This is a genomic window from Methylobacterium sp. E-012 (assembly GCF_057836545.1).
In genome coordinates, this window is the sequence record NZ_JBYQEY010000001.1 from 1,212,225 (window position 1) to 1,236,710 (window position 24,486).

General features: G+C 66.2%; 17 protein-coding genes and 2 pseudogenes. 4 read left to right on the forward strand and 15 right to left on the reverse strand.

What is annotated here, in order from left to right; translation table 11 throughout:
* The first annotated feature begins 456 nt into the window (after positions 1–456).
* Positions 457–1,373, forward strand: a pseudogene (locus AC3IF1_RS05715) (IS630 family transposase).
* Between the two features lie 64 nt (positions 1,374–1,437).
* Positions 1,438–2,399, forward strand: a protein-coding gene (locus tag AC3IF1_RS05720) for an IS630 family transposase (RefSeq protein ID WP_243969804.1) whose coding sequence is annotated in 2 segments (ribosomal slippage) — positions 1,438–1,789 and positions 1,789–2,399 — 963 coding nt in all. Because the reading frame shifts where the segments join, the coding sequence is not laid out codon by codon here.
* A 387-nt stretch (positions 2,400–2,786) separates the two neighbouring features.
* On the opposite strand, the gene AC3IF1_RS05725 is transcribed toward AC3IF1_RS05720, so the two are convergent.
* The gene (locus AC3IF1_RS05725; protein ID WP_489216444.1) at positions 2,787–5,387 is read right to left on the reverse strand and encodes a TonB-dependent receptor; all 2,601 of its coding nucleotides are present in this window, start codon (positions 5,385–5,387) and stop codon (positions 2,787–2,789) included.
* 376 nt (positions 5,388–5,763) lie between these two features.
* Between AC3IF1_RS05725 and AC3IF1_RS05730 the strand changes: the two genes are divergently transcribed.
* Positions 5,764–5,994 (forward strand): hypothetical protein, encoded by a 231-nt coding sequence (locus AC3IF1_RS05730; protein ID WP_489216446.1) that lies wholly within the window; start codon positions 5,764–5,766, stop codon positions 5,992–5,994.
* Between the two features lie 64 nt (positions 5,995–6,058).
* On the opposite strand, the gene AC3IF1_RS05735 is transcribed toward AC3IF1_RS05730, so the two are convergent.
* The 8 genes from AC3IF1_RS05735 to AC3IF1_RS05770 form a co-directional block, all read right to left on the reverse strand.
* Entirely contained in the window at positions 6,059–6,349 is a 291-nt protein-coding gene (locus AC3IF1_RS05735; protein ID WP_313900850.1) for a MucR family transcriptional regulator, read from the reverse strand.
* Between the two features lie 413 nt (positions 6,350–6,762).
* Positions 6,763–7,893 (reverse strand): FAD-dependent oxidoreductase, encoded by a 1,131-nt coding sequence (locus AC3IF1_RS05740; RefSeq protein ID WP_489216448.1) that lies wholly within the window; start codon positions 7,891–7,893, stop codon positions 6,763–6,765.
* 531 nt (positions 7,894–8,424) lie between these two features.
* Positions 8,425–10,065 carry a GMC family oxidoreductase gene (locus tag AC3IF1_RS05745; RefSeq protein WP_489216450.1) on the reverse strand — a complete coding sequence of 547 codons (1,641 nt, stop codon included), beginning with the start codon at positions 10,063–10,065 and terminating at the stop codon, positions 8,425–8,427.
* 97 nt (positions 10,066–10,162) lie between these two features.
* Entirely contained in the window at positions 10,163–11,824 is a 1,662-nt protein-coding gene (locus AC3IF1_RS05750) for an ABC transporter ATP-binding protein (protein ID WP_489216452.1), read from the reverse strand.
* Positions 11,824–12,666 (reverse strand): ABC transporter permease, encoded by an 843-nt coding sequence (locus AC3IF1_RS05755; protein ID WP_489216454.1) that lies wholly within the window; start codon positions 12,664–12,666, stop codon positions 11,824–11,826. Before AC3IF1_RS05755 ends, AC3IF1_RS05750 begins: the two co-directional genes overlap by 1 nt.
* A complete protein-coding gene (locus tag AC3IF1_RS05760) occupies positions 12,663–13,652 on the reverse strand; it encodes an ABC transporter permease (RefSeq protein ID WP_489220326.1) in 990 nt (329 codons plus the stop codon). The genes AC3IF1_RS05755 and AC3IF1_RS05760 overlap by 4 nt, the downstream gene beginning before the upstream one ends.
* Before the next feature lie 113 nt (positions 13,653–13,765).
* Positions 13,766–15,343, reverse strand: coding sequence for an ABC transporter substrate-binding protein (locus AC3IF1_RS05765; protein ID WP_489216456.1), 1,578 nt, complete (start codon positions 15,341–15,343; stop codon positions 13,766–13,768).
* A 107-nt stretch (positions 15,344–15,450) separates the two neighbouring features.
* Complete coding sequence (locus AC3IF1_RS05770; RefSeq protein WP_489216457.1) at positions 15,451–16,212, reverse strand: FadR/GntR family transcriptional regulator; 762 nt, start codon at positions 16,210–16,212, stop codon at positions 15,451–15,453.
* Positions 16,213–16,499: 287 nt separating this feature from the next.
* Here AC3IF1_RS05770 and AC3IF1_RS05775 point away from each other — a divergent pair.
* Positions 16,500–17,747 (forward strand): annotated as a pseudogene (locus AC3IF1_RS05775) (IS3 family transposase).
* A 442-nt stretch (positions 17,748–18,189) separates the two neighbouring features.
* Here AC3IF1_RS05775 and AC3IF1_RS05780 read toward each other — a convergent pair.
* The 6 genes from AC3IF1_RS05780 to AC3IF1_RS05805 all read right to left on the reverse strand — a co-directional run bounded on the left by AC3IF1_RS05780 (position 18,190) and on the right by AC3IF1_RS05805 (position 24,446).
* Positions 18,190–19,716 (reverse strand): tripartite tricarboxylate transporter permease, encoded by a 1,527-nt coding sequence (locus AC3IF1_RS05780; protein ID WP_243972787.1) that lies wholly within the window; start codon positions 19,714–19,716, stop codon positions 18,190–18,192.
* On the reverse strand, positions 19,713–20,189 hold the full coding sequence (locus tag AC3IF1_RS05785; RefSeq protein ID WP_243972786.1) for a tripartite tricarboxylate transporter TctB family protein: 477 nt from the start codon (positions 20,187–20,189) through the stop codon (positions 19,713–19,715). Before AC3IF1_RS05785 ends, AC3IF1_RS05780 begins: the two co-directional genes overlap by 4 nt.
* Before the next feature lie 87 nt (positions 20,190–20,276).
* On the reverse strand, positions 20,277–21,416 hold the full coding sequence (locus AC3IF1_RS05790) for a mandelate racemase/muconate lactonizing enzyme family protein (RefSeq protein WP_489216460.1): 1,140 nt from the start codon (positions 21,414–21,416) through the stop codon (positions 20,277–20,279).
* Positions 21,417–21,424: 8 nt separating this feature from the next.
* On the reverse strand, positions 21,425–22,399 hold the full coding sequence (locus AC3IF1_RS05795) for an NAD(P)-dependent oxidoreductase (protein ID WP_243972784.1): 975 nt from the start codon (positions 22,397–22,399) through the stop codon (positions 21,425–21,427).
* Positions 22,396–23,292 carry a fumarylacetoacetate hydrolase family protein gene (locus AC3IF1_RS05800; protein WP_489216462.1) on the reverse strand — a complete coding sequence of 299 codons (897 nt, stop codon included), beginning with the start codon at positions 23,290–23,292 and terminating at the stop codon, positions 22,396–22,398. The genes AC3IF1_RS05795 and AC3IF1_RS05800 overlap by 4 nt, the downstream gene beginning before the upstream one ends.
* A gap of 11 nt (positions 23,293–23,303) precedes the next feature.
* The gene (locus AC3IF1_RS05805; RefSeq protein ID WP_243972782.1) at positions 23,304–24,446 is read right to left on the reverse strand and encodes a mandelate racemase/muconate lactonizing enzyme family protein; all 1,143 of its coding nucleotides are present in this window, start codon (positions 24,444–24,446) and stop codon (positions 23,304–23,306) included.
* Positions 24,447–24,486 lie beyond the last annotated feature (40 nt).

Genomic DNA, 24,486 nt, shown 5'->3' on the forward strand with positions numbered 1-24,486 from the left:
CAGCCGCTTCTACTCTAGTTGCATTCTTATGGCCAAAATATCGTTATTCTAGGAAATTTTGTGATGTAGAAGTTTTCGCTACGAAGCGGCGAAACTCGCGTTCCCACCTATTGCCAAAGGTCCTCGGAGGCGTCAAGGCGTCAAACTTAGGGCCTGTTGTCGCCTCAACGGACTGGTGGGGTGGGCGTTTCTCTCTCTCCAAGAAGTAGGGATGATGCTAAGCGAAGCGTAATGGCTTGAGTTGGAGCCCCTGGTCGAGGCGTGCTGACGAAGACCAAGACACCACCGCAGGACTCGCAAACCACGCTCTCGACCCAATTCTGGCGGCATCGGAACGGGGCCAATGGCGGGCCATTCCGGAGGACCTAGAGCAGTCACCGACCGGGTTAAATCGTCTGGGGTTTTCGCCGGGACAGGGTTGTGATTCGATGGGCGGCTTTCCGAGGAGGAGAGCCGATGGCGTCTGCCCTATCTGTAGATATGCGCGAGCGTGTGGTGGCTGCGATCGAGGCGGGCGCGTCGCGCCGGGAGGCGGCACGACGCTTCGAGGTCAGCCCGGCTAGCGCCGTGCGCTGGCACGAGGCCTTTGTGCAGGAGGGCCGGACGCAGGCCAAGCCGATGGGCGGCGATTAACACTCGCGTACAATCGAGGCGCAGCCCGACCTGATCCGACGGACCTACGAAGCGCAGCCCGAGCTGTTCCTGGATGAGTTGCGCGACCGTCTGGCCGAACGAGGTCTGCAGGACGGTGTCAGCAGCCTGTCCCGCTTCTTCAAACGCCACGGCATTACGCGCAAAAAAACACTGGCCACGCCGCCGAGCAGGAACGGGAGGACGTGAAGGCAGCGCGCCTGTCCTGGTTCGAGCGCCAACTCGATCTAGACCCGGACAGCCTGGTGTTCCTCGACGAGACCGCCACCAACACCCAGATGGCGCGCCGTTACGGACTGGCTCTGCGCGGTGAACGCTGCCGGGTCGCGGTCCCGTTCGGACATTGGAAGACCATCACCGTCACCGCCGGCCTACGCACCAGCGGCCTGATGGCCACCGCCCTCTTCGATGGGCCGATGACGGGCGCACGCTTCCGCGACTACGTCGAACAAACCCTCGTTCCCGCCCTCAGGCCCGGTGACACGGTCGTGCTCGACAATCTGCCTGCCCACAAGGTCAGCGGTATCCGCGAGCGCATCGCGGGGGCGGGAGCGAGGCTGCTCTACCTGCCGGCCTATTCCCCCGACTTCAACCCAATCGAACTCGCCTTCGCCAAGCTCAAGGCCATTCTTCGTTCCGAGGCCGCTCGCACGATCAGCGACCTCTGGGACACCATCCAACGGGCCTTCCGACGCTTCACGTCAGCGGAATGCCGCCGCTAGAGCTGTTCCCGGAGGCGTTGCGACGGAGCCGGGGTTGCCGCGTTGACCGGTTAAGGAGGCGGCAATGCCATCACCTTTATCAGTCGATCTGCGCGAGCGCGTTGTAGCGGCCGTGACCGAGGGCGCGTCTTTCCATCGAGCGGCGGCCCGGTTTGATGTGAGCGTGTCGAGTGCAAGCCGATGGTCGGCCCGGTTCGCGCAGGAAGGTCACGTCGCGCCCAACCCCACGCACAGCGGCGACCGCCTCTCGGGCATCGAAGCGCAGGCCGATCTGATCCTGTCCACCTACGAGGCCCGGCCCGAGATCTTCCTGCGCGAGTTGCGCGATGTCCTGGCCGCGCGGGGCGTGACGACCAGCACGAGCGGGCTGTCGCGCTTCTTCGCCCGCCACGGCATCAGCCGTAAAAAGGGGCTGTCTACGCGGCTGAGCAGGAGCGCGCGGATGTGAAAGCCGAGCGCCAAGCCTGGTTCGATGCCATGCCCGATCTCGACCCCGACACGCTGGTCTTCCTCGACGAGACCGCGGCCGCCACCAACATGGCACGCCGCTACGGACGCGCCCCCCGCGGCGAGCGCTGCCGGCTGCTCGTGCCGCAGGGGCATTACAAGACCACGACCGTCACCGCGGCGCTGCGCACCACCGGCCTGTGCGCGCTCAGCCTCATGGATGGCGCCACGAACGGCCAGCGCTTCCGCAGTTACGTCGCCGACAACCTCGTCCCGGTGCTGCAAGCCGGCGACACCGTGATCCTCGACAACCTGCAGGCCCACAAGGTCGCTGGCGTGCGCGAGGCGATCGAGGCGGTGGGTGCCCGGGTCCTCTACCTTCCGCCCTACAGTCCCGACTTCAATCCCATCGAGCAGATCTTCGCCAAGCTGAAGCAGATGCTCAGGACTGCTGCCGCCCGCACCGTGCCCGACCTCTGGGCAACCATCCGCGAAGCCTTCACCGGCTTTACCTCAGACGAGTGCCGCAACTGCCTCACAGCTGCCGGTTACGAAAATGACTTGGCCGTCGCTACATAGGCGGGAACAGCTCTAACTCGCCGCCGCAGGCTACGACGCCTATGATCCAACATGATCGGATGCCGCTCTAGGTCCGTGGTCCTGAACACCTGATTTGCGTCGGTGGAAGCCTGTCCGCTTCTGCGGCGGATCGTATCCGAAGCGGACCAGCGGCTTTCGGCCAAACCCGGACACCGCGCAACGCCTGCGCCAGTGTCTCGGATGGGTGGATTTCTGCCTGTCTGCTTTGGAGAGAAACCTGGCGAAAGCAGAAATTACCGCCGTGCTTGCCTAATAGTAAATACAGCGTCAATCTTTTAATATCGGTTATCAACTGAACAAATTGACAAGGCAACGTGTAGGGCCGCGACGAGTGCGGCCCTACAAGCAATTCGGGATAGTCTAGTCTCAATATTTTCTGATAATCGGTTCCGGCGACATCGGCACTGGATCTGCGCCGAAGCGGTAGGTCAGGCCCGCGTAGACCGAGAGTGGTTGAGCCAAAGTCGTGGTCCGCGGATCGTTGATCGACAGGTTGCCGGCCACCGCACCCGTCTCGGCAAAAGTGCCGAAGGTGGCGTAGCGTTGGTTTGTCAGGTTGGTAATCAACCCGAAGATCTCCAGGTTCTTGGTGACCTGATACTTCGTCGTCAGGTTCATCACGTAGTAGGCTGGTAGCTTCCGGTTCAGGTTCGACTCATCGCCGCGATAGTATGACGACGAGAACGCAGCCACGTTCAGGCCGAACCGCCAGTTCGGGGTGATGTTGTATTCGAACCCGGCCTTGATCTGGTGATCCGGGATGAGCGGGATCTTGTCGCCCCGCCGCACGTTGATGCCGCCGTTCGGGACCACATCACCACCGGTCGCGCCGCCAGCCGCGCCGGTACCAGCGAGCGGGTTGTTGGGTGACGAGAGCGTCTGATTGAACTGGAAGGTCGCGTCGATCAGGGCGTAGTTGGCGTAGACGAGCAGGTCGGGGGTGATGACGTACTCGGCGCTGACCTCGATGCCCTGCCGCTGAGTCGCCGGCACGTTGATGTAGTAGGCGCGCGCCGCGTTGCCGGCGACCGCGACCTGATAGAGGTCGTTCTGTAGGTCGGTGCGGAACACGCCGGCCTTGTAAGTCAGATTGCCGCCCGACAGGAAGCTCGGGATCACGCCGCGGAAGCCGGCCTCGTAGGTCCGCCCGGTGACCTGCTTGAGCGGCGGATCGGCCACCAGCGAGTTCGGCAGGAGGCAGGGCTGGGTCGGGCTGGAGCAGGACAGCTCCAGCGGCGTCGGCGCCCGGTTCGACTCCGAGTAGCTGCCATAGAGATTGAATGCCGGATCGAACTGGTAGGTCAGGCCTGCCAGTGGGTTGACCTTGAAGTACTCGTTCGTGCCCGTCACGTCCGGCGAGAAGCCGGTCTGGTCGCGGGTCTGAATGCGAGCGTAGTTGAGGCGGAAGCCGGCGGTGAGCGAGAGCCGGTCGGTCAGGTCGAGCGTGTCGGTGGCGTAGAGGCCGAGATACAGCGTCGACCCGCTGACGTTGCTCGGCGCGATGCCGAGGGCGCCGAGGGTCCGTATATCTGGCGTGCCAAGGCCAGGGATATTGCCGTAATACGGGCTATTGGGGTCGATCGAAACGGAGAGGTTTGGGTTGATCACACCCAGCGTGCTCGACGACTTGAACGAGAAGTTCGAGGCGTCGACGCTGCCGCCAACCACGAAGGTGTTAGGCAGGCCGAAGATCCGGTCGCGGTTGGCCGCCTGCAGCGAGCCGCCATAAGCCTCGGACTGGGTCAGGGTCGTGTCGATCGTTCCGTAGGGGGCATTCTTGTTGAACGGGATCGGCTGGCCGTTCAGGCCGATGATCGTGAACTGATCAGCGTAGGCCCGGCGCGCCGCCACCTGGCTGGTCGGAGGCGCGTTTACGTTGAATGCATCGTCCTGATAGCAGAGAAAACCCTTGAAGTCGCCGCGCTTGCTGCAGTTCTCGAAGTTGCCCTGGTTGCCATCGACGTAGTTCTCGCCGAAGCGCCGGTAATAGGCGTTTCCGGCTAGATCCCAGGTCGGCGAGATATCGACCCGGCCGGTGAGCTGGATCGTGCCGACCTGCGTCGTCTGGGTCTGCGGGTAAGTGAAGATCGCCCGCGGATCGATATGGGTGAAATCGACCGGGGTCGCGGCGGCCGCGCCGTAGAAACTGCGTGCGGCCAACCCGATCAGGTGGAACTCCGAGTCCTGCGAGCGATAGCCGAGATCGGCGTAGAGCCGGCCGATCGTGCTCGGGTTCTCGTAGCGCCAGCCCCGGTCGTTCAGCCCATCGCCGGTGAAGTAGAAGCTCCAATTGTCGACGATCTTACCGTACTGGAGATTGCCGGCCACCCGCCCATCAGAGCCGCCGAATGCGGTGATCTCGGTGCCCTGCCAGGTGAAGCCGTTCTTCATCTGGATGTTGACCGCACCGCCGATGGCGTTGAGGCCGAAGACTGGGTTGCCGGTGACCACGTCGATCCGCTGAACGGCTTGCGGCGGGATCAGGTCGAAGTTGACGACGTCGCCGAAGGCCTCGTTGATGCGGATGCCGTTCTGGTAGACGGCCAGCCCCTGCGGTACGCCCTGTACGGAGGAGGCGGTGAAGCCGCGGTAGTTCAGGTCGACGCGGTTGCCGTTGCCCTGCGAGTCGTTGAGGTTCACTCCCGGGGTCGATCGGGCGAAGGTGGCGATGATGTTGTCGGTGCCGCGATCGACGTCAATTTGGCGCGCCGTGACGGTCTCGACCGTGCTGGGGATCTTGTTCAACGGCTGCTCAGAGCCGCGCAGGCGGACCGGACCGGCGGGCGCGGTCGGCACGATCTGGCCGAGCGTGTTGAGGTTTTGAGCGCCGCTCGAATTGCCGCCGCCGGCACCGACCGGCGAGGTCGAGACGACGCTGATCTCGCCCAGCGTTACTGCTTCTTGTGCCTGTGCCAGCCCGGGCAGCATTGCCACGGACGCGATCAGGCTGCCTCGTAAGGCGCGCATGTGTTCCCCCAGCCAATTTTACGTCGCGCCCCGCTTTTTCGGGTGCGCAGCCAGACTGATGCGCAACGGCCAGATTAGGACAAATCACGGGCTCGTGTTGGGCGTCTTTACGCTGGATAAAGTCTCATCAATCCTTCGTTCGTGACTTTAATGTAACATCAAATGGAAAACAGTCCGGAGACTGGACGGGTACTAGAGGAAAAATTGGTCGGGGAGATCCGGCAAGGCGACTGCTTGACGACGATGTGATTTCGCCTCCCCTGGCATCGACGATACGTGTGCCGGACCGACATCGAGGTCCGTCATGGCCGTGCAGGCTGGTTATCTTCGGAACCCCACGTCCTTCAGATCACCCGGCGGCCTTGCGGGGAGCGGCATGATCATCGCGGTTGGTCGCAAGCCGGTCGCAGTCGCGTATCAGTTCTGGACGGGAGCCAATTCCGGATCGATCGCGACTACTGCGTCACAGGCGAAGCGCGACGCGCTGCGGGCGATGTGGCTTGAACCCACCGTGATCCTGCGCCTGGAGGACGGCCGGCACGTGGATATCTCGCTCACTCAGTGCGAGGACGGCAAGGCGACGTTCGAGATCGCGGCCGATGAGTGATCTGTGCCCGCATTCATCTTGCGCCGATCCGTGACAGGCACCGGCCGCGCACTGCAAGGAATTTCTACCGCCGGTCCGCGGTCGCACCCGATACGCATGTCGGCGACGGTTCTTTCGGTTTAAGGCCGAGCTTGTGGCGCCTCGCCGTACTGGAGCACCGGTCTGAGTAGGATTGCGCGACCATCGGGTAGTCGCGCGGCAAGCCCCATTTCTCTCGGTATGCTTGCGGTGTCAGCCCCAGCCTCGTCAGATGCCGCTTGAGCGACGCATAGGATTTCCCATCCTCAAAGCTCATCAGGGTATCCAGACTAATCGATCGTTGGATTTGCGCTGGTGTCAGCGTTGCGGAGGGCATCGGATTTGCAGCGCCTGCGAAGGATATCTTGGGACGTTCGCTCAGATGCTCTTCAGAAATAAAATGTGCAAATCACGATTTTGTAAAAGGATAAAAGGTTTTCAGGGTGCTGACACAATGCCACCTTACGAGAGATGTTTATGTCCCGACTATGATACGAGACGATCCGACTCTGTCGATCATCTCATTGTGCCAGAAACGTTGCGAGACAGGCGCCGCATTATACGCGTCAACTTCACCAATCATGGCTGCACCTTCGATGTCCGCTTTCAGGATGCTTCTGGATGTGCCCGAATGGCCGGTCGGGGTCGGAAGCTGAATGACCGCTTGGGGTGGAAGGGAGATGGTCCGCGTCTGGACTGGAATGATCCGAAGCGGACGCCGTCCTCGCACTCAGCCGCGATGCCAGTCGCTCACGATGGCTTAGGTGCGAACATCGCGGCGACGCTGTGGGGAGCCTCCAGGCCAAAGAACCGGGCAAGGTTCCGGGCGGAGACAGCGGCGATCTCGGCGCTTCGAAGAAACATGCTTTGCTCGTATGCGGTGAGCGCGAGGCCGATGTGGTCGGGCGACGCGATGATCGCCCTCGCGAGTTCGGCGCCGTCGTAGAGGGCGAGGTTCGCTCCCTCGCCCGCGAACGGCGACATCAGGTGCGCCGCATCGCCGACGAGGGTCACACCGGGCACCCGATCCCAGCGGTGGCCGACCGGCAGGGCGTGGATGGGACGGAGGACGGGATCGTCGTCACTGGTCGTGATGAGGGCGGTCAACTGCGGGGCCCAGCCAGCAAACTCGGCCGCGACGCGGGCCAAGGTAGCTTTGGTGTCGCGGACGTCGATGGCGTCGAACCAGGATGCCGGCCTCTTCAACGCTGTGTAGGTGTGCAGCCGCCCGTCCGCATACCTGTGGGCCAGGATGCCTTGGCCCGGTGCCACGGCCATCAGCGTACCGCCGCCAATCGCCTCCGCACTGGCCGCAATGCGCCTGTCGCCGTCGCGAACTGTCGTCTCGATGAACGACACGCCGGCATAGGTGGGTGTGGCGTGGGCGAGCATGGGGCGGACCTTCGACCAAGCCCCGTCCGCGCCTACGAGCAAGTCGGCGGTGACCGTCGCGCCGTTCGTGAAGGCGACCGTGTGCCGTCCGTCGCCGCAGGCGGTGACCGTAGCCGCTCGGTGGTCCCACCTGATCGTCCCGGCGGGGAGCGAGGCGATGAGCAGCCGCCGCAGGTCACCGCGATCAATTTCGGGCCGATGGTCCGCTGGGTCACCGGGTCGGTCGAACAGGATATGGCCGCTTCGATCCACGATGCGTTTGGCGTTTTCACCGGGGCGCACTAGGCGGAGGAAGCCGTCGTGGAGCCCCGCGGCCCTCAGGGCGATCTGCCCGGTGGGTTCGTGGATGTCGAGCAGGCCGCCCTGGGCCCGCTCATCGACTGATGGCTCCCCCTCGTAGACCGTTGCCGTGATCCCATGGAGATGGAGGATACGGGCTAGCACGAGGCCACCGGGGCCCGCGCCGAGGATCGTGATCGACTGTCGCATGGGTGCGCTCCCGCGACCGCGTGCGACCGGCGCCTTCAACGGCCAGTCACCACGGTTGCCCGAGATCATCGGGCGATTGCTTCGGAGACGCTGGCCGATCCATGCGAGGAGCGTGGATGACGTGCATTCGACGGCCCTACGCTGGGCGGTCGTTTTTCGCGACACTGCCGAGACTACCTCCGACCAACCGGCTCGGCAACTTTTCGATACTGCGACGAGGACGAGCGACCGCTTTCGGGAAGCGCTGAGAGCTGTTCGGGCGACCGGGTTGGGTCGGTAGGAGGCCGTCCGCTTTTTCGGCGGATCTGCTCCGAAGCGGACCGGCGACTATCGGCGAGAATACAGCACGACAGATCGTCATCGTGTTCAAGACCGGATGCTCCGCCTGGCCCTCATCTCGGTCGTTTTGAGGCGTTTGCCAGCACCTCCGATGCCTACATCGGCACAAGTCAGGTTATAGGTCTCATTAGCGTCGCTTCCGAACACACGTAACATGACTGTGATTTAGTTTGTGTATATTCGCTGGACGCCCTAAGGCGTGGCTGTTGCAAACAGCAGATCTGCGGCCTTCTCGCCGATCATCATGGTCGCCGCACACGTATTGCCTGACGGTGTGGCAGGCATCACAGACGCGTCAGCGATGCGCAGCCCGGACAGGCCGTGAACCTTAAGATCCGGCCCCACAACGGCCCCAGCATCATCGGGCGAGCCCATCCGCGCCGTTCCGACGAGGTGCTGAGCTGACACACCATAGCGGCTTGCAAAGCTCAGCAGCGCGTCATCGTCGTCGACATCAAGCCCTGGGAGGCTTTCCGAATGGAAATATCGGGCGAGAGCCGGCATTCGGAGCAGGTTGCGCGCCATGCGAATGCCCCGAATGAGGGTTTGTCGGTCTTCGTGGTGGCTCAGGTAATTGGCCTGAATTAGGGGAGGCTCGCGCGGATCGGCGGAATGCAGGTGGACGCTGCCGCGGCTCCTCGGCCGATGCGCCCAGACGCCGGCGGTCATGCCTGGGTAGTCGTCGAGGACGCCGATCGCGCCCTCGCGGTAGCTCGCCGGCGTGAATACACCTTGCAGGTCGGGGCGGACGACCTCGGGCGAGGAGCGCGCAAACCAGTGCACCAGCGACGGGCTAACCGACAGAAGGCTGGGACGACCCAGGATCCATCGCGCGATCTGGCCAGCAAGTCCGACACCGCGCGACAGCTCGTTGATGGTCCGCGCATTCGCGACGCGGGCCACCACGCGCACCGAGAAGTGGTCGGCTAGGTTCTCTCCGACGCCGAGGAGGGCATGCCGCGGCTCGATCCCAAGGGCGGCGATCCGGGTAGGATCGCCGATGCCGGAGAGTTCCAGCACGCGCGGCGTGTTCAAAGTGCCGCAGCACAGCACGACCTCCCGTCGCGCCAGCACCGTCCGGGTGTGCTGCGGGTCGCCCTGCATGTAACGCACCCCTGTCGCACGCGGCCCGTCAAACAGTATCTGCGTGGTCTGAGCCCGCGTGCGGACCGCGAGATTAGCGCGTGCGCGGATCGGGCGTAGGAAGGCGCGCGCCGTGCTGCTGCGCCAGCGGCCACCGATAGTGCGCTGAAAGTAGCCGACACCGGCCTGGTCGGTTCCATTGTAGTCCCGGTTCCGAGGAAGCCCGGCCTCGACGGCGCCGGCGATGAACGCCTCGCAGATCGGGTGGTGCCAGGCGAGGTGCGACACTGGCAGTTCGCCCGTGCGTCCGTGGTAGTCGTCGTCTGCGGGCCCGAGCCAGCGCTGGCTGCGCCGGAAGTAGGGCAGCACCTCGCGGTAACTCCAGCCCGGGCAGCCCTGGGCGGCCCACTCGTCGTAATCCGCGGCCTGCCCGCGGTTGTAGATCATTCCGTTGATCGAGGTGGTGCCGCCGAGCGTGCGTCCCTGTGGAAGAGCGATGCGGCGGCCGGCCGTCAGCTCTGTCGGCTCCGCGGAAAACTGCCAGGTCCAGGCCGGGTCATAGACCACCTTGATGAAGCCAGCCGGGATGCGCAGCCACGGTGAGGTGTCAGGCGCGCCGGCCTCCAACAGGCAGACGGTGACACCGGCATCGGTGCTGAGGCGGTTGGCGAGAACGGCGCCGGCGGCGCCCGCGCCGACAATGACGTAGTCGAAGGTCTCGGCGTCCGAGGGCGGTGCGGCGTTGGTCATCGGTTCGGTCCGGATCGGGCATTACCGCGAAGGTCCGGTGCGCGTGAGCGCCGCCGAGAGCGATCGGGGGTTCGGAAGGTCTGGGGAGGATCTGCGGTCAGGCGGCGCTCGCCGGCTGGCGCCGTGCGTCCCAGGCCCGGCCCGGCATCGCCTCGATCAGCCGACGCGTGTAGTCTTCTCGCGGAGCGCTGAGCACCTCGGCCGAGGGGCCGTACTCGACGAGGCAGCCCCGGTGCATCACCGCGATCCACTGGCACACCTCGGCTGCGACGCGCAGGTCGTGGGTGATAAACACCATGGCGACGCCGAGGCGCCTCTGCAGATCATGGAGCAGAGCGAGCACCTGGGCTTGGACGGAGACGTCGAGCGCCGAGACCGACTCGTCGGCGACGATTAGATCGGGCTGCAGTGCCAACGCCCGCGCGATGCCGACGCGCTGCCGCTGGCCGCCGGAGAACTCGTGCGGGTAGCGGTCCAGCGCCGAGCCTGGCAGCCCTACGAGGTCCAGCAGCGTGCGCGCGCGTGCCATTGCCTTAGCCCGTGATTCGCCGCGTGCAACCGGCCCGTCGGTGAGGATCCGGCCGACAGTTTGGCGCGGGTTGAGGGAGGCGAACGGGTCCTGGAAGATCATTTGCAGCCGATGGCGCTGCGGCCGGAAGGCTCCCTGCGACAGCGGCGCGATATCCCGCCCGTCGAAGATGATCTCTCCGCTGTCGATGCTCTGAAGCTTGAGCAGGCATTTGCCGATCGTGGATTTGCCCGAGCCCGACTCGCCGACGATGCCGAGGGCCTCGCCGCGGCGCACCTCGAAGCTCACGTCGCGCACGGCGTGGACGACGCGCTTCGGACGGAAAGGACTGCCCGAGGTCGTGTAGGTCTTGGTCAGGTTGCGCACCGCCAGGAGCGGAGCGTCTTCACCAACCACGCCGCGCTGGGCAGAGCGGCCGGTCGGGACTGAGGCGATCAGGCTCCGCGTGTAGGGATGGCGCGGGGCGTCGAGGACATCGGTGGCCAGGCCCTGCTCGACCAGCACGCCCTTCTCCATGACCGCGATGCGATCGGCGATGTCGGCCACCACGCCGAAATCGTGGGTGATGAACATCACGCCCATGCCCATCGATGTCTGGATCCGCTTGATCAGCGCCAGGATCTGCGCCTGCGTAGTCACGTCGAGGGCGGTGGTGGGCTCGTCGGCGATCAGGAGCGCCGGCTCGAGCGCCAACGCCATGGCGATCACTACACGCTGCCGCTGGCCGCCGGATAAGCGGAAGGGATAGACGTGTTGGATTGAGGCCGGGTCCGGCAGGCCGACGAGCTCGAGGAGGTCGAGCACGCGTTGCCGGCGCGCCGGGCCGGGATGGGTCCCGTGCGCCGCCATCACTTCGGCGATCTGGTCGCCGATCCGCATGGTCGGGTTCAGGGCCGACATCGGCTCCTGGAAAACCATGCCGATCTGCCGCCCACGCCGGGCCAGCATCTCGGCCTCCGAGAGGCGCAGCAGGTCGGTCCCCTCGAACAGGATCTCGCCGCGCTCGGGCTGCAGATGGTGCGGCAGCAGGCCCATGATCGCGCCGGCGCAGATCGACTTGCCGGAGCCGGACTCGCCGACGATGCACAGGATCTCACCGCGCGCGATGTCGAAAGACACGTCGCGGACCGCGTAGGGCCGCTCGCCGCCCGGCAGCGGGACAGTGAGGCTGCGGACTTGCAGCAGCGGCACGGCAGCCGCGGAACTCGGGTGGGAGGACATGGTGCGCATCAGTCCTCGCCCCGGCGGCGGAGCTGCGGGTTGAGAGCGTCGTTGAGGCCCTCGCCGATCAAGTTGATCGCGAGCACGGTGAGCAGGATCGCCACGCCCGGCATCAGGCTCATCCACGGCGCCTCGCGCAGCATGGTGCGGGAGGCGCCGATCATGAAGCCCCAGCTCATCATGTTGCGGTCGCCGAGGCCGAGGAACGACAGCGCAGATTCCGTGAGGATTGCCGTCGCCACCATCAGTGAGGCGGTGATGATGATTGGCGACATGGCGTTGGGCAGGATCTGCGTGAGCATGATTCGACCGGGGCGCTGCCCGATGACGACGGCGGCCTGAACGAACTCGCGCTCGCGCAAGGTCAGGAACTCACCGCGGACGAGACGCGCCACCGGCGGCCAGGATACGATCGCGATCGCGGCGACGATCGATCCGATCGACGGCGTGAGGATTGCGACCAGCACGACGGCCATCGCAAGCTGCGGGATCGTCTGGAAGAATTCCGTGACCCGCATCAGCAGGTCGTCGACCCAGCCGCCGTGATAGCCTGCTGCCGCGCCGATCGCGATCCCAGCTAGAACCGCAACGGCGGTGGAGACCGCGCCGATCATCAGCGACACGCGCGCGCCGTAGGCGAGGCCCGCGCCGATATCGCGCCCGAGCATGTCGGTGCCGAACAGGTACTGTCCGTCCTGAAAAGGCGGGATCAGGGGATCGGCCACCATTATCCAGGGCGAGTCGGGAAAGAGCAGCGAGGCCGCGAGCGCGACGAAGAGGATCGCCGCGAGGATCATGAGGCCAGCCACCGCGCCAGTGTTGCGCAGGAACCTGCGCGCGAACCCGCTCACCGCCCGCCCTCGAACGCGATCCGCGGATCGACAAGGCGGTAGATCACATCGGTCAACATGTTGAAGACCACCACCATCGCCGATGTGAGCAGGAAGACGCCGAGCAGAAGCTGGTAGTCGCGCTGCATCAGCGCATCGAACATCAACCGCCCGATGCCGGGCCAGCCGAACACCGTCTCGGTTAGCACCGCGCCGCCGGCCATCTGGCCGAGCTGGATGCCGGAGAAGGTTACCACCGGCAGCAGTGCGTTGCGCAGGACGTGTCGGCGGATCACAGCAGGCGCAGCGACGCCTTTGGCGCGGGCGGTCCTGACGAAGTCCATGCCCATAACCTCCAGCATGGAGGCACGCGTCAGTCGCACGTACATCGCCATGTAGAATGAGCCGAGCGACACGGTCGGCAGGACGAGGTGGTTTGAGATGTCAAGGATCCGCGACCAGCCGGTCAGGCCGGCGCCGACGGTCTCCATGCCGAAGGCCGGCAGCCATCCGAGCTCGACCGAGAACAGCACGATCATCAGGAGCGACAGCCAGAACAAGGGCGTCGCGTAAAGCAGGAGGGCGCCGCCGACAATCAGGCTGTCGAGCCAGCGCCGCCTGCCCGTGTAGCGCGTGCGGGAGGCGACCACGCCGAGGAAGATGCCAAGCAGCACCGAGAAGACGAAGGCTGATCCCATCAGCAGCAGGGTGGCGGGCAGCCGGTCGAGGACGAGTTGCAGCACCGGCAGCTTCATGCGGTAGGAGAAGCCCCAATCGAAGCGCGCGACGCCGAGCACGTAGGTCGCCATCTGCACAGGCAGCGGCCGGTCCAAGCCGAACTGCGTGCGCAGCTGCGCGACGTAGTTCGGATCGCTCGACCCGGACTCGCCGGCCATGATCGAGGCCGGATCGCCGGGTGCGAGCCGGATCAGGAAGAAGTTGACCACGACGACGCACAGGACGACCAGCACGCCTTTGAGGAGCTTGGCCAGGATGAAGCGCGCCAGTGCCATCGACGGCACCCGCTGCAGAAGAACGGACTGGGCCGGTGCATGGTCCGGGGTGGGGGCGGCCTTCGGCGCCTGAGCGGGCGCAGCCCCGGTGATCGGTGATCCGGCGCTCATTTGCCGAGCGACACAGTCGCGAAGTTCGAATTGGTGCCCACGCCCGAGGTGATCAGACTGTGAACCTCGCCCTTGTACAGGGTGACGTTCTGATTCTCGAACAGGTAGCCGTTGGCCACATCGCGGACGAGGATGTTCTGGACCTCAGAATACAGCTTCTGCCGCTCAGCCGGGACGAGCGACGATGAGGCTTTGTTGAACAGCGCGTCGGTCTCTGGGCTCTGGTAGCCCTCGTTGTTCACGAAGGGCGAGCCCTTGACGATATTGCTCGACAGGAAGAGCCGGGAGACGCCGATCGCCGGGTCGCCGAACTGATCGGTGAAGTGGAAGGTGGTGTCGAAGTCGAAGTTGGCGACCCGCTGCGCCCAGCCGCCAGCATCCGTACCCTCGATCTGAACGTTGAACCCGACCCGCTGAAGAGATTGACTGACGTATTCGGCCAACCGGTCCCAGGCCGAGCCGTAGGGATAATTCAGGATCTTGATCGGGTACTTGGAGACGTCGACGCCGGCCTCCTTCAGGAGCGCTGCGGCCTGCTTCGGATCGTACTTGTAGGCCGGAACGTTCGGATCATAGAACAGCGTCGTCGATGAAATTGGCCCGGTCGCCACCTTGCCGATGCCGAAGAAGACATTACGCACGATGAAATCGCGGTTGATCGCGTGCATCACCGCCTGCCGGACCTTAACGTTGTCGAAGGGCGGCTTGCGCTCGTTCATCAGCATCGAGGTGATAGTCGAGTACATCTCGGTGCCCTTGGTGGTATGCTCCACGCCGGGGATCGACTCCAGCCGCTTGATGTCGACGTTGTCGACGTCGCCGCCGCGCAGGACCTGCACGTCGCCGCGCTCGAACGCCACCGCCCGCGAAGCGGAGTCCGGGATCACCCGGAAGACGATCTTGTCGAGGTAGGGCAGCCCCTTCTGCCAATAATTCGGGTTGCGGGTCAGCACGATGTCCGAGCCCCGCGTCCACGACTGGAATATGAACGGCCCGGTGCCGATCGGGCGCTGGTTCGCGGGATTGGTCGCGAAGTCGGTGCTCTCGTAGATGTGGCGCGGCACGACCAGCATGTTGTCGGTGCCGAACAGTTGGAGGAAGGGCGCGAACGGCTCCTTGAGTTTGAACTCGACCGTGTGATCGTCGATCGCGGTGACCGAGGCGAGATACCGGTTGAGGATGGGCCGAACGCGCGGATGCACCTGCCGCAGGAACTTGTCGGCGCTGAACACCACGTCGGCGGCGGTGAATGCTTTACCGTCGTGCCACGTCACGCCGTCCTGCAGGGTGAAGCGATAGGTGAGTCCGTCCGTCGAAACGTCCCATGCTTTGGCGAGCCCCGGCATGGGCTTGAGGTCGGCGCCGTAGGTGAGCAGTCCCTCGTAGATTTTGCTGCCGACGTACTGCGTCGGCGACTGCTGGTTCAGCCCGAGGACGAGGATCGGCGGCTCGGGCTGAACGATCAGGTTCAGCGTTCCGCCACGCGTCTGAGCGGCGGCCGGCGTGAGGGCGCCGACGAGCAGCATCGCCGCGCCGGTCAGCCGAAGGGATTGCCTGAAAGCTCTGACCGTCATGTGTTGCCACCTCGTTCGCCGAGCCGGCAACCTAACCTGACTGGCCCGGTGGTCAACTGGTTGGACCAATCTAAGCTGCTCGTTATTGCGGCGCACACCGCGCAAATTTACAGCAAGCTGTTAGATCTGAAGTCCTTCCCGAGTCGTCGCCGCGAGCCGTCGCAATGTCTCCTCATCGCTCGCTTGGCCTCGACCGGATCTCCGGCAAGGATGGCTTTGACGATGGCCGCGTGTTCGTTCTCGGCCAACTCCCAAGCGCCGCGATGATCGACGATATGCTGTTCGAGCTTGTTGAACATCACGCTCTCGTCGTGGATGTCCCACAAATTGTGCACGGTCAGCGCCATTGCCACGTTGCCCGTCGCCTCGCCGATCGCGAGATGGAACAGGCGATTGTGCAGGCGTGGCGTCTCTGACCGTATGACGGCACGCTCCGCCACGACGATCGCTTTCCGCTGCTCCGCCGTGGCATAGATGGCCGCCATCGCTGCGGCTTCCGGCTCGACGATCGTATTGACCGCCAGCAGTTCGAACGCGCCCACGTCGGCGTGAACTGGGTGCTTACCCGATGCGCGAATGTCTGGGCCGGCATTCTTCAGAACCGGCTTCGGCGCGCGTTGCTTCACCGCTTGGGCGAAGTCACACACGTAGACGCCGCTGCCCATCATGACCTCGACGTAGCCGGCGATTTCCAAGGCGATCAGAGCTTCGCGGACTGACGTCCGACTGACGGACATCTGCACGGCGAGGTCACGTTCGGACGGCAGACGAGTGCCGGGAGGGAAGTCGCCGCGCTCGATGCGAGCTGCGATTTGGTCGGCGATCATGCGGTATAGTCGCGTGGCGCTGACAGGCTCGAAAGCGCTCATTGATAAACCCGTTCCACATGTTGGCCTACTGGCTGGACCAATATGCGCGCTGCTCGATAGCGTCAACTTGGTGCTCCCAGCAGACCAAGTATTTGAAAGTCTGCTGCGCGCCGGCGAGGTGAGGTGGATCTCCTACACCCGAACACTTTGGCTGCAGCCGAGGCGTGATCCTGAGCAAGCAACACTTGTTGGCCGGCGACTTCACGCACTCTGCTGGAGTGGCCCCCAATTCGACCAGACACCGGGCGCAGCCGTGAGGGTCTAGGCGGAAGCCGAGGCGTGCGCCTATGCCGAACGACACGCAGCGGATTGAGATCATCACCGGGCGGGAGCGCCGCAGGCGCTACGCCGCCCACGAGAAGGTGCGCTTTGTCGAAGAGATGATGCAACCTGGCATGACCATCTCAGCGGTGGCGCGGATCCACGGCCTCTCACCGAGCCTTCTCTTCGGGTGGAGGCGTCGCATGGCCGAGGGCGGACAGGTGGCGGTGCAGGCTAACAACGAGGTGGTCGCTGCTAGCCGGATGCGCGAGTTGGAAGCCCGCGTGCGCGATCTGGAGCGGCTGCTGGGACGCAAGACGCTGGAGGTCGAGGTGCTCAAGGAGGCGCTGGCCGTCGCTCGGGTAAAAAGCCGCGTGGCCGCTGCTGTCGCCGCCCGCATGCTCTTCCCGGAGAAGATCGTGGCCGACGTGCTCAGCGTAGCCCGCTCCAACCTCGTCGAGCAGATGCGGGGCGGGTCGCGGTCGCGCGGTCCCTACCGTCGTGCCGACGACGAGGCCGTCCTGATCGCCATCCGCGCCATCACGGACGTGCGGCCGACCTAAGGCTATCGGCGCGTGACGGCGATCCTGAACCGGACGCGGCGCGCCACTGGCGAGCCCGCCCTGAACCACAAGAGGGTGTTCCGCCTGATGAAGCGGGACAGCCTGCTCCTCCAGCGCCACACGGGCGGGCGACCCGTGCGCGCCCACGAGGGCCGTGTGATTGCCGCAGCCTCGAACCAGCGCTGGTACTCGGATGGGCTGGAGATCGGCTGCTGGAACGTCGAGGTGGTGCGAGTAGCCTTCGCCATCGACACCCATGATCGCGAGGTGATCGCCTGGGTGGCCTCGACGGGTGGGGTCACCGGCCAGATGGTGCGCGATCTCAGGCCGACCTGCGTGGAGGCGCGCTTCGGCAGCCTGGAAGCTCGCTTCGGCAGCCTGCGCGCGAACCATCCCGTGCCGTGGCTGGCGGACAACGGCTCCGCCTACACGGCCGCCGAGACGCTGTCCTTCGCGGCAGCCCTGAACCGCGTGCCTTGCTTTCCGCCGGTGCGCTCGCCCGAGAGCAACGCGGTGAGCGAGGCGTTCGTGAAGACGCTCAAGCGCGACTATGCTCGCGTACAGCCCCGGCCCGACGCCAACACCGTCCTGGCGCGGATCGGCGCCTGGATCACCGACTACAACGAACACCATCCCCATCGTGGGCTCGCCATGCGCTCGCCGCGCGAGTTCATCCGTGCTCAGATGCAACCAGCCCCGTGTCCGGTTTGATGGGGGCAACTCCATCTGCCGACCACCAAGCTTCGAAGCTCTGCGAGCTGCTATGACCGAAATGCGCCCATCCCGGTCATTCAGCCGACGAGCGCATTCGCCCCGAAGCGGACGCTGAGACAAGCCGGCAAAGCCGCTTGCCCCCGCTGGGACCATCCTCATCTTGAGCGGCCGATCTGTTTTTGAAGCAAAGCGAGCCGAAGACGGCCGGATCAAACCAGGCCTTGCCGCGAACGAATGGCACCCACCGGGATGGGCTGGTGTGCGCGGGCCGAGCTCTCCGATCGTTCACGACCTCGGGCAGCCACCTGTAACCCACCCATTGCGCCCGCATCACGCGCGGCCCGCAATCGGCCGATGCGGCGCGCGAAGCGCGTGCGAACATACGCGGACCATGTCGAGGTTCAGGGCGATACCGCTCCCCCAGTCAACTTTATAAGGCTCAGCCTTCCATCACGACGGGGCCATCGGGCACCAACGCTCCCCGGCGTCGCCAGCGCAGAAAGAGCTGTCCGAGGATCAGGATGGCGCAGACGGCGAGGAAGGCGGCGCTGATCGGGCGCTCGACGAACACCGTCAGGTCGCCCTGCGACAGCAGCATGGCGCGCCTGAAGTTCTCCTCGAAGCGCGGACCGAGCACGAAGCCGAGGAGGATCGGGGCCGGGTGGAAGCCGAGGATCAGCAGGAGATAACCGAAGATCCCGATCACCAGCGTCTCGCCAACTTGGAACAGGCTGCTGCTGGTCGAGTAGACACCGATGCACACAAAGAACAGCGCGCTCGGATAGAGGTAGCGGTAGGGGATCGTCAGCAGCTTCACCCAGATGCCGATCAGGGGGACGTTGAGCCCCATCAGGAGAATATTTCCGACCCAGAAGCTCGCGATCAGCCCCCAGAAGATGTCCGGGTGCTGCGAGATCAGGAGCGGCCCCGGCGTGATGCCCTGGATGGTCAGGGCGGCGAGCAGCAGCGCCATCACCGCGTCGCCCGGGATGCCGAGGCTCATAGTCGGGATGAAGTCGCCCTGGACCGAGGAGTGCGTCGCGGTCTCGGGCGCTGCCACGCCCTCGATCGCGCCCCGCCCGAAGCGCTCAGGAGTACGCGAAATCTTCTTCTCGGCCGCGTAGGCGACGAACGAGGCGATGGTCGGGCCGGTGCCCGGGATGAGCGAGCACAGGCTGCCGATCAGCGTGCCGCGCAGGATCGGCAGGGCGGAGCGCTTCAGGTCCGCTCCGCTCGGCCGCATGTCGCGCAGGCGCACGCTCGCGCCTCCGCGCAGCGGCTCGACCTTGTTCACGCTCTTGAGGAACTCCGCGATCCCGAACAGGCCGAGCGCGAGGGCGACGATCTCGATCCCGTCGGCGAGCTCGGGCAGGCCAAAGGTGAAACGCTCGTAGCCCGACGTGACGTCGGTGCCGAAGATGCCGAGCAGGAGGCCGAGCGTCGTCATGGCGATGCCCTTCAGCGCCGAGCCGCGGGCCAGCGTCGAGCCGGCGAGCAGCCCGAGCAACATCAGCGAGCACACGTCGGCGGGCCCGAACTTCAGCGCCGCCCGCACGAGGAGGGGCGCGAAGAAGATCATCATCACGATGCCGAACGAGGCGCCGCAGAAGCCGCCCAGCATCGTGATTCCCAGCGCCGTGCCGCCCTTGCCCTGCTTGGTCAGGGGATAGCCGTCGAGACAGGTCACCGCGTGCGGCGGATGGCAGGGCAGGTTGAGCAGGATCGAGCAGATCGCGCCCCCGTACTGCGCCCCGTAGAAGATGCCCGACAGCATCAGGATCGCGGCCACCGGCGGCATGGCGAAGGTGAGCGGCAGCAGGATCGAGATCGCCGCCATCACGCCCATCCCGGGCAGCACGCCGACGATGTTGCCGAGCAGGACCCCGACGAAGCAGGCCAGGAAATTGGTCGGCTGGAGGGCGACCCCGAAGCCCTGGGCGAGGTCGGTGAGCGCCGTGCCGATCATGACTGTCCCCAGGCGAGCGGCGGCAGCTGGATGTGCAGGCCGTAGTAGAACAGGGCGCAGCCGAGCGCCGCGATCAGGGTCGCGAGGAGGCAGGCGCCGCGCACCGTCGTGGTGCGGTCGCCCATCGCCGCGATGAAGACGCAGGCGAACGTCGCCGGGAACAGGCCGGCGGTCCGGGCGAGCAGGAGGAAGGCGAGCATCCCGCCGATGATGCAGGCCCAGCCGCGCCATTCGGGTCGGCTGAGGTCGACGCGGTCGTGGTCGTGCGTGTCGGCGGTCGTCGCCTCCGACAGCCCGATCCCGAGGCCGCAGGCCACGAGGATGACGCCCATGGCCAGCGGGAAGGCACCCGGCCCGATCGCCGCCAGCGTGCCGAGGCCGTACGTCGCTGATTCCACGATGGCGCCGAGGCCGATCAGCGCGGTCAGGACGCCGGCGTAGCGCTCCCTGTGCCGCTGGATCGAGTGAAGCACGCGTCCCTCCGGTCGTTTTGGCTTTTCTGTTTTTGACTCGTGCGACGGCCCCGGGCGTAACGGGGCCGCTCGGTCCCTCAGGGACGATCAGACGTAGCAGGGGCCGTCGATCAGCGGATTGGCGGCGAGGAAGCGCTCGTCGACCTCGACGCCGAGGCCCGGGCTGTCCGGCGGGCACACTCTGCCCTCGGCGTCGAGCCGATAGGGCAGACCGACCACGTCGTCGCGGAAGGGGTTGTGCCGGGCCACGTCCCCCTCGAAGTAGCCGGGGTTGTCGACGGCCGCGAGGAGGTGGAGCGTCGCCACCATGTTGATGCCGGTGGCCGAGGTGTGCGGATTGACCGAGATCTTCCACGCGGAGGCCAGCGCGGCGATCCGCATCGTCTCGGTGATGCCGCCGGTCTTCGACAGGTCGGGCTGGACGAAACCGAGATAACCGGCCTGCAGCGCCTGCACGAACTCGTAGCGGGTGAAGTGGTTCTCGCCGGCCGCGAGCGGGACGGTGCCGAGCCGCGCCGCCTCGCCGTAGCTGTAGGCGTCGTGGGGTGGGAACGGCTCCTCCAGCCACGCGACCCCCGCCGCCTCGAACGCCGGCATCACCCGGCGGACGTCGTCGACCGTGTAGCCGGTGTTGGCGTCGACCAGGACCTCGACATCGGCGCCCAAAGCCTCGCGCACCGCCTCGACCCGGGCGATGTCGCGCCGGGGGCTGTCGCCGACGCGCAGCTTCAACGCCCGGTAGCCGGCGGAGACGTGGGCGCGCGCCTCATCGGCCAGGGAGGCCGGCTCCTGCCATCCGAGGGAGATGCCGCCGGCATAGGCCGGAACCGCGCGGCGGCCACCCCCGAGCAGCCGGTAGATCGGCCATCCGGCCGCCTTGCCGCGGATGTCCCACAGGGCGATGTCGAGGCCCGACAACGCCATCGCGGCGGCCGCGCCCATGCCGTGGCTGGCGAGTTGCATCCGGTAGACCCGTGCCCAGACGCCGTTGACGTCGAGGGGATCCATGCCGAGGACGAGTTCGGACAGGGTCGTGTCGATGAGCTTGGCGATGGCGCCCGGGCAGCGCCCGTGATGGGCCTCGCCCCAACCGACGAGGCCTTCGTCGGTCTCGACCTTCACGAGCACGGCGTCGCGCTTGACTGCGCGGCCGATGCCGAGCCGGACGTTCTGACCTTCGGGGACCCGGAATGATATCGGGACGGACTGGATGCGGGTGATGCGCATGGGTTCTCTCAGACGGACAGGGTCTCGGGCAGGATTTCGGGGTTCACGAGGTTGCGCGGTCGCTCGCCGCGCAGGATGCGCAGCATCTCCTCGACGGCGCCGACGCTCATCGCGCGTGAACTGGTCTGCGTGATGCCGGCCACGTGCGGGGTGAGCAGCAGGTTCGGACAGGCCAGGAGCAGGTGGTCGGGGGGCAGCGGCTGCACGTCGAACACGTCCAGCGCCGCACCGGCGAGCGCGCCCGCGTGCAGGGCGGTGGCGAGCGCGGCCGCGTCGACCACCGGGCCGCGGGCGACGTTGATGAGCACGGCGCCCGACCGCATCCGGCCGATCAGCGCCGCATCGACGAGGCCGCAGGTCGCCTCGGTGAGCGGGCAGGCGACCACCACCGCGTCGCTCTGCGCGAACAGCGTCTCCAGGTCGACCGCCTGGACGAAGCCGCCGAGCGTCGCGCCTCTGCGGGAGGCCCCGAGCACGCGCATGCCGAAGCCGTGATGGGCGATCCGCGCGACGCGGCCGCCGATCTCGCCGAGGCCGAGCACTCCGAGGGTGCTGCCACCGATCTCAGCGAGGCCGTCGGCGATCGGCCGCACGGCGCCCCATCCCTCTGCGCGCAGGCCGCCGTCGAGGCACCAGACCTGGCGGCGCAGGTGGAACAGCGCCGCGAACACGTACTCGGCCACGGCCTGCGTGTTGCTGCCGGGCAGGTTGGCGACCGGGATGCCGCGCACGGTCGCCGCCGCGACGGGGATCATGTCGAGGCCGACGCCGTGACGGACGATGCCGCGCAGCCGTGGGGCGTGATCAAGGATGTCGTTGGGCAGCTTGACCCGCACGATGAGCCCTTCGGCGTCAGCGACGAGCGCCCGCAGGGTCGCGGGGCTTGGGTCGGGCGCGGTGACAGGACGGGCGTGGGCCGCCAGCATCGCCTCCGCCTCCGGATGGATCGGGTTGGTCAGCAGGACCACGGGGCGTTCGCTCATCGGACTTCCCCTGCGATGACCGGGCTGATCAGGCTGCCCAGACCCTCGACCCACGCGGTCATCGTCGAGCCGGGCCGGATCCAGGCCGGCGGTTGGCGCAGGGCCGCGATCCCCGCCGGCGTGCCGGTGGCGATCACGTCGCCCGGCTCCAGCACCGTCTGCCCCGACAGGTGAGCGACGAGGTCGGCCACAGAGAACAGCATCCGGGCCGTGGTGGAGTCCTGCAGGCTCACCCCGTCGATCGACAGGCCGATCCGCAGCGCCTGCGGATCGGGGACCTCGTCGCTGGTCGCGAGATAAGGACCGAACGGGCCGAAGGTCGCGATGTTCTTGCCCGGGCCGAAGCCCTCGCGGCGGATCAATTCGCTGGCGCTGACGTCGTTGAACACGCCGTAGGCGCAGACATGGGCCGGCGCGTCCTGCGCGGCGACGTGGTCGGCGCAACTGCCGATCACCGCGGCGATCTCGGCCTCGTAGGTGCTGCCGCCGATACCCGGCGGCAGCACCACAGGCTCGCCCGGCCCGATCACCGTCCACGGCTCCTTCATGAAGAGGAACGGCTCGGTCGGATGGGGCGCGCCGCGCTCGGCCAGCGCGTCCACGTAGTTGTGGGCGATCCCGAAGATCCGGCCGGGCTTGGGCAGCGGCGCGCGCAGGCGCACCGACCGCAGCGGGAGGCGCGCCGCTTCGGGAATGGCGTGATCGCGCAGGCGCACGGCGGCGTCCACGAGGCCAGAGCGGATCAGGTCGAGGACCTGCGGCGGGCAGCCGGCAAGCGCCGGCTGCAGGGCGGGGTGGGCGAGATCGACGACCGTGTCGTCCGGCCCGCTGGCGTCGCCCAGCAGGATACCCGCCCGCTCCGCACCGCCGCTCGTGAAGGTGACGAAACGCATCGCGGCGTGCCTCAGGCGGCGCGGTAGCGGTCGATCACGGCGCGGTCGACCTCGACGCCGAGGCCCGGCGCGGTGGGGACCGCGACCTTGCCGCCGACCTGACGGATCGGCTCGAGGGCGAGGTGATCCCGGAAGGGGTTCTCCTCCTGCTCGAACTCGAGCATCGGCGCGACCGGGAACAGGCAGGGGGGCTGATCGGGGATCGAGGCGAGGAAGTGGATGGTCGCGGCCAGGCCGACCACCGAACCCCAGGCGTGGGGAACGCACTCGACGCCGTGGGCGGTCGCCATCGCGGCGATCTTCTTGCACTCGGTGATGCCGCCGGCCGCGCACACGTCCGGCTGGACGATGTCCATCGCCTTGCGCGCGATGGCGTCGCGGAAGCCCCAGCGGGTGAATTCGTTCTCGCCGCCGGCCACCGCGATGTCGAGGGCGCGGGTGACCTCGATGTAGCCGTCGAGATCCTCCGGCGAGATCGGCTCCTCGAACCACTCGATGCCGAGTTCCTCGAGCCGCCGCCCCATGCGGATGGCGGTCGGCACCGTGAGCGAGTGGTTGGCGTCGACCATGAGGCGGATGTCCGGGCCGATCGCCTCGCGCACCGCCGCCACGCGGGCGATGTCGCGCTCGATCGAGCCGAGGCCGATCTTCATCTTCACGGCCTTGAAGCCGGCCTCGACGTAGCCGCGCGCCTCCTCGACCGCCTCATCGACGAGGCGGTCCATGTCGGTGAAGTACAGGCCGGTCGCGTAGGCGTCGACGCTGGTGCGGAAGGCGCCGCCGATGAGCTTGTGCACCGGCTTGCCGACGCTCTTGCCGATGATGTCCCACAACGCGATGTCGATGCCGCTGATCGCGGCGATCGACATGCCCTTCGGCCCGTAATCCTTGATCCGGTTGTAGAGGTCCTCCCAGACGACCTCGACGTCGAACGGGTCCTGACCGATCACGCGGGGCGCGAGCTGCGTGTCGATGAACGCCTTGGCGACCGCGGACGGCCCGTAGCACTCGCCCCAGCCGACGATACCGTCCGCCGTCTCGATCTCCACGAGGCAGGTGCCGCGGGTCTTGTACAGCCAGCCGCGGGAGGAGGTGAACGGCCGCTTGATCGGCGTGGTTACGACATGGCAGGTGATGGTCTTGATCTTGGTCACGCTATCCGTCCCGGTCTCTGTTCAGATCGTTCGAGCGCTC

Excerpts from the sequence above, each read along its gene's own strand:
- AC3IF1_RS05780 (WP_243972787.1), bottom strand. The coding sequence starts at position 19,716 with ATGATCGGCACGGCGCTCACCGACCTCGCCCAGGGCTTCGGGGTCGCC.
- AC3IF1_RS05770 (WP_489216457.1), bottom strand. The coding sequence starts at position 16,212 with ATGAGCGCTTTCGAGCCTGTCAGCGCCACGCGACTATACCGCATGATC.
- AC3IF1_RS05725 (WP_489216444.1), bottom strand. The coding sequence starts at position 5,387 with ATGCGCGCCTTACGAGGCAGCCTGATCGCGTCCGTGGCAATGCTGCCC.
- AC3IF1_RS05800 (WP_489216462.1), bottom strand. The coding sequence starts at position 23,292 with ATGCGTTTCGTCACCTTCACGAGCGGCGGTGCGGAGCGGGCGGGTATC.
- AC3IF1_RS05790 (WP_489216460.1), bottom strand. The coding sequence starts at position 21,416 with ATGCGCATCACCCGCATCCAGTCCGTCCCGATATCATTCCGGGTCCCC.
- AC3IF1_RS05730 (WP_489216446.1), top strand. The coding sequence starts at position 5,764 with ATGATCATCGCGGTTGGTCGCAAGCCGGTCGCAGTCGCGTATCAGTTC.
- AC3IF1_RS05750 (WP_489216452.1), bottom strand. The coding sequence starts at position 11,824 with ATGCGCACCATGTCCTCCCACCCGAGTTCCGCGGCTGCCGTGCCGCTG.
- AC3IF1_RS05765 (WP_489216456.1), bottom strand. The coding sequence starts at position 15,343 with ATGACGGTCAGAGCTTTCAGGCAATCCCTTCGGCTGACCGGCGCGGCG.
- AC3IF1_RS05740 (WP_489216448.1), bottom strand. The coding sequence starts at position 7,893 with ATGCGACAGTCGATCACGATCCTCGGCGCGGGCCCCGGTGGCCTCGTG.
- AC3IF1_RS05735 (WP_313900850.1), bottom strand. The coding sequence starts at position 6,349 with ATGCCCTCCGCAACGCTGACACCAGCGCAAATCCAACGATCGATTAGT.
- AC3IF1_RS05745 (WP_489216450.1), bottom strand. The coding sequence starts at position 10,065 with ATGACCAACGCCGCACCGCCCTCGGACGCCGAGACCTTCGACTACGTC.
- AC3IF1_RS05795 (WP_243972784.1), bottom strand. The coding sequence starts at position 22,399 with ATGAGCGAACGCCCCGTGGTCCTGCTGACCAACCCGATCCATCCGGAG.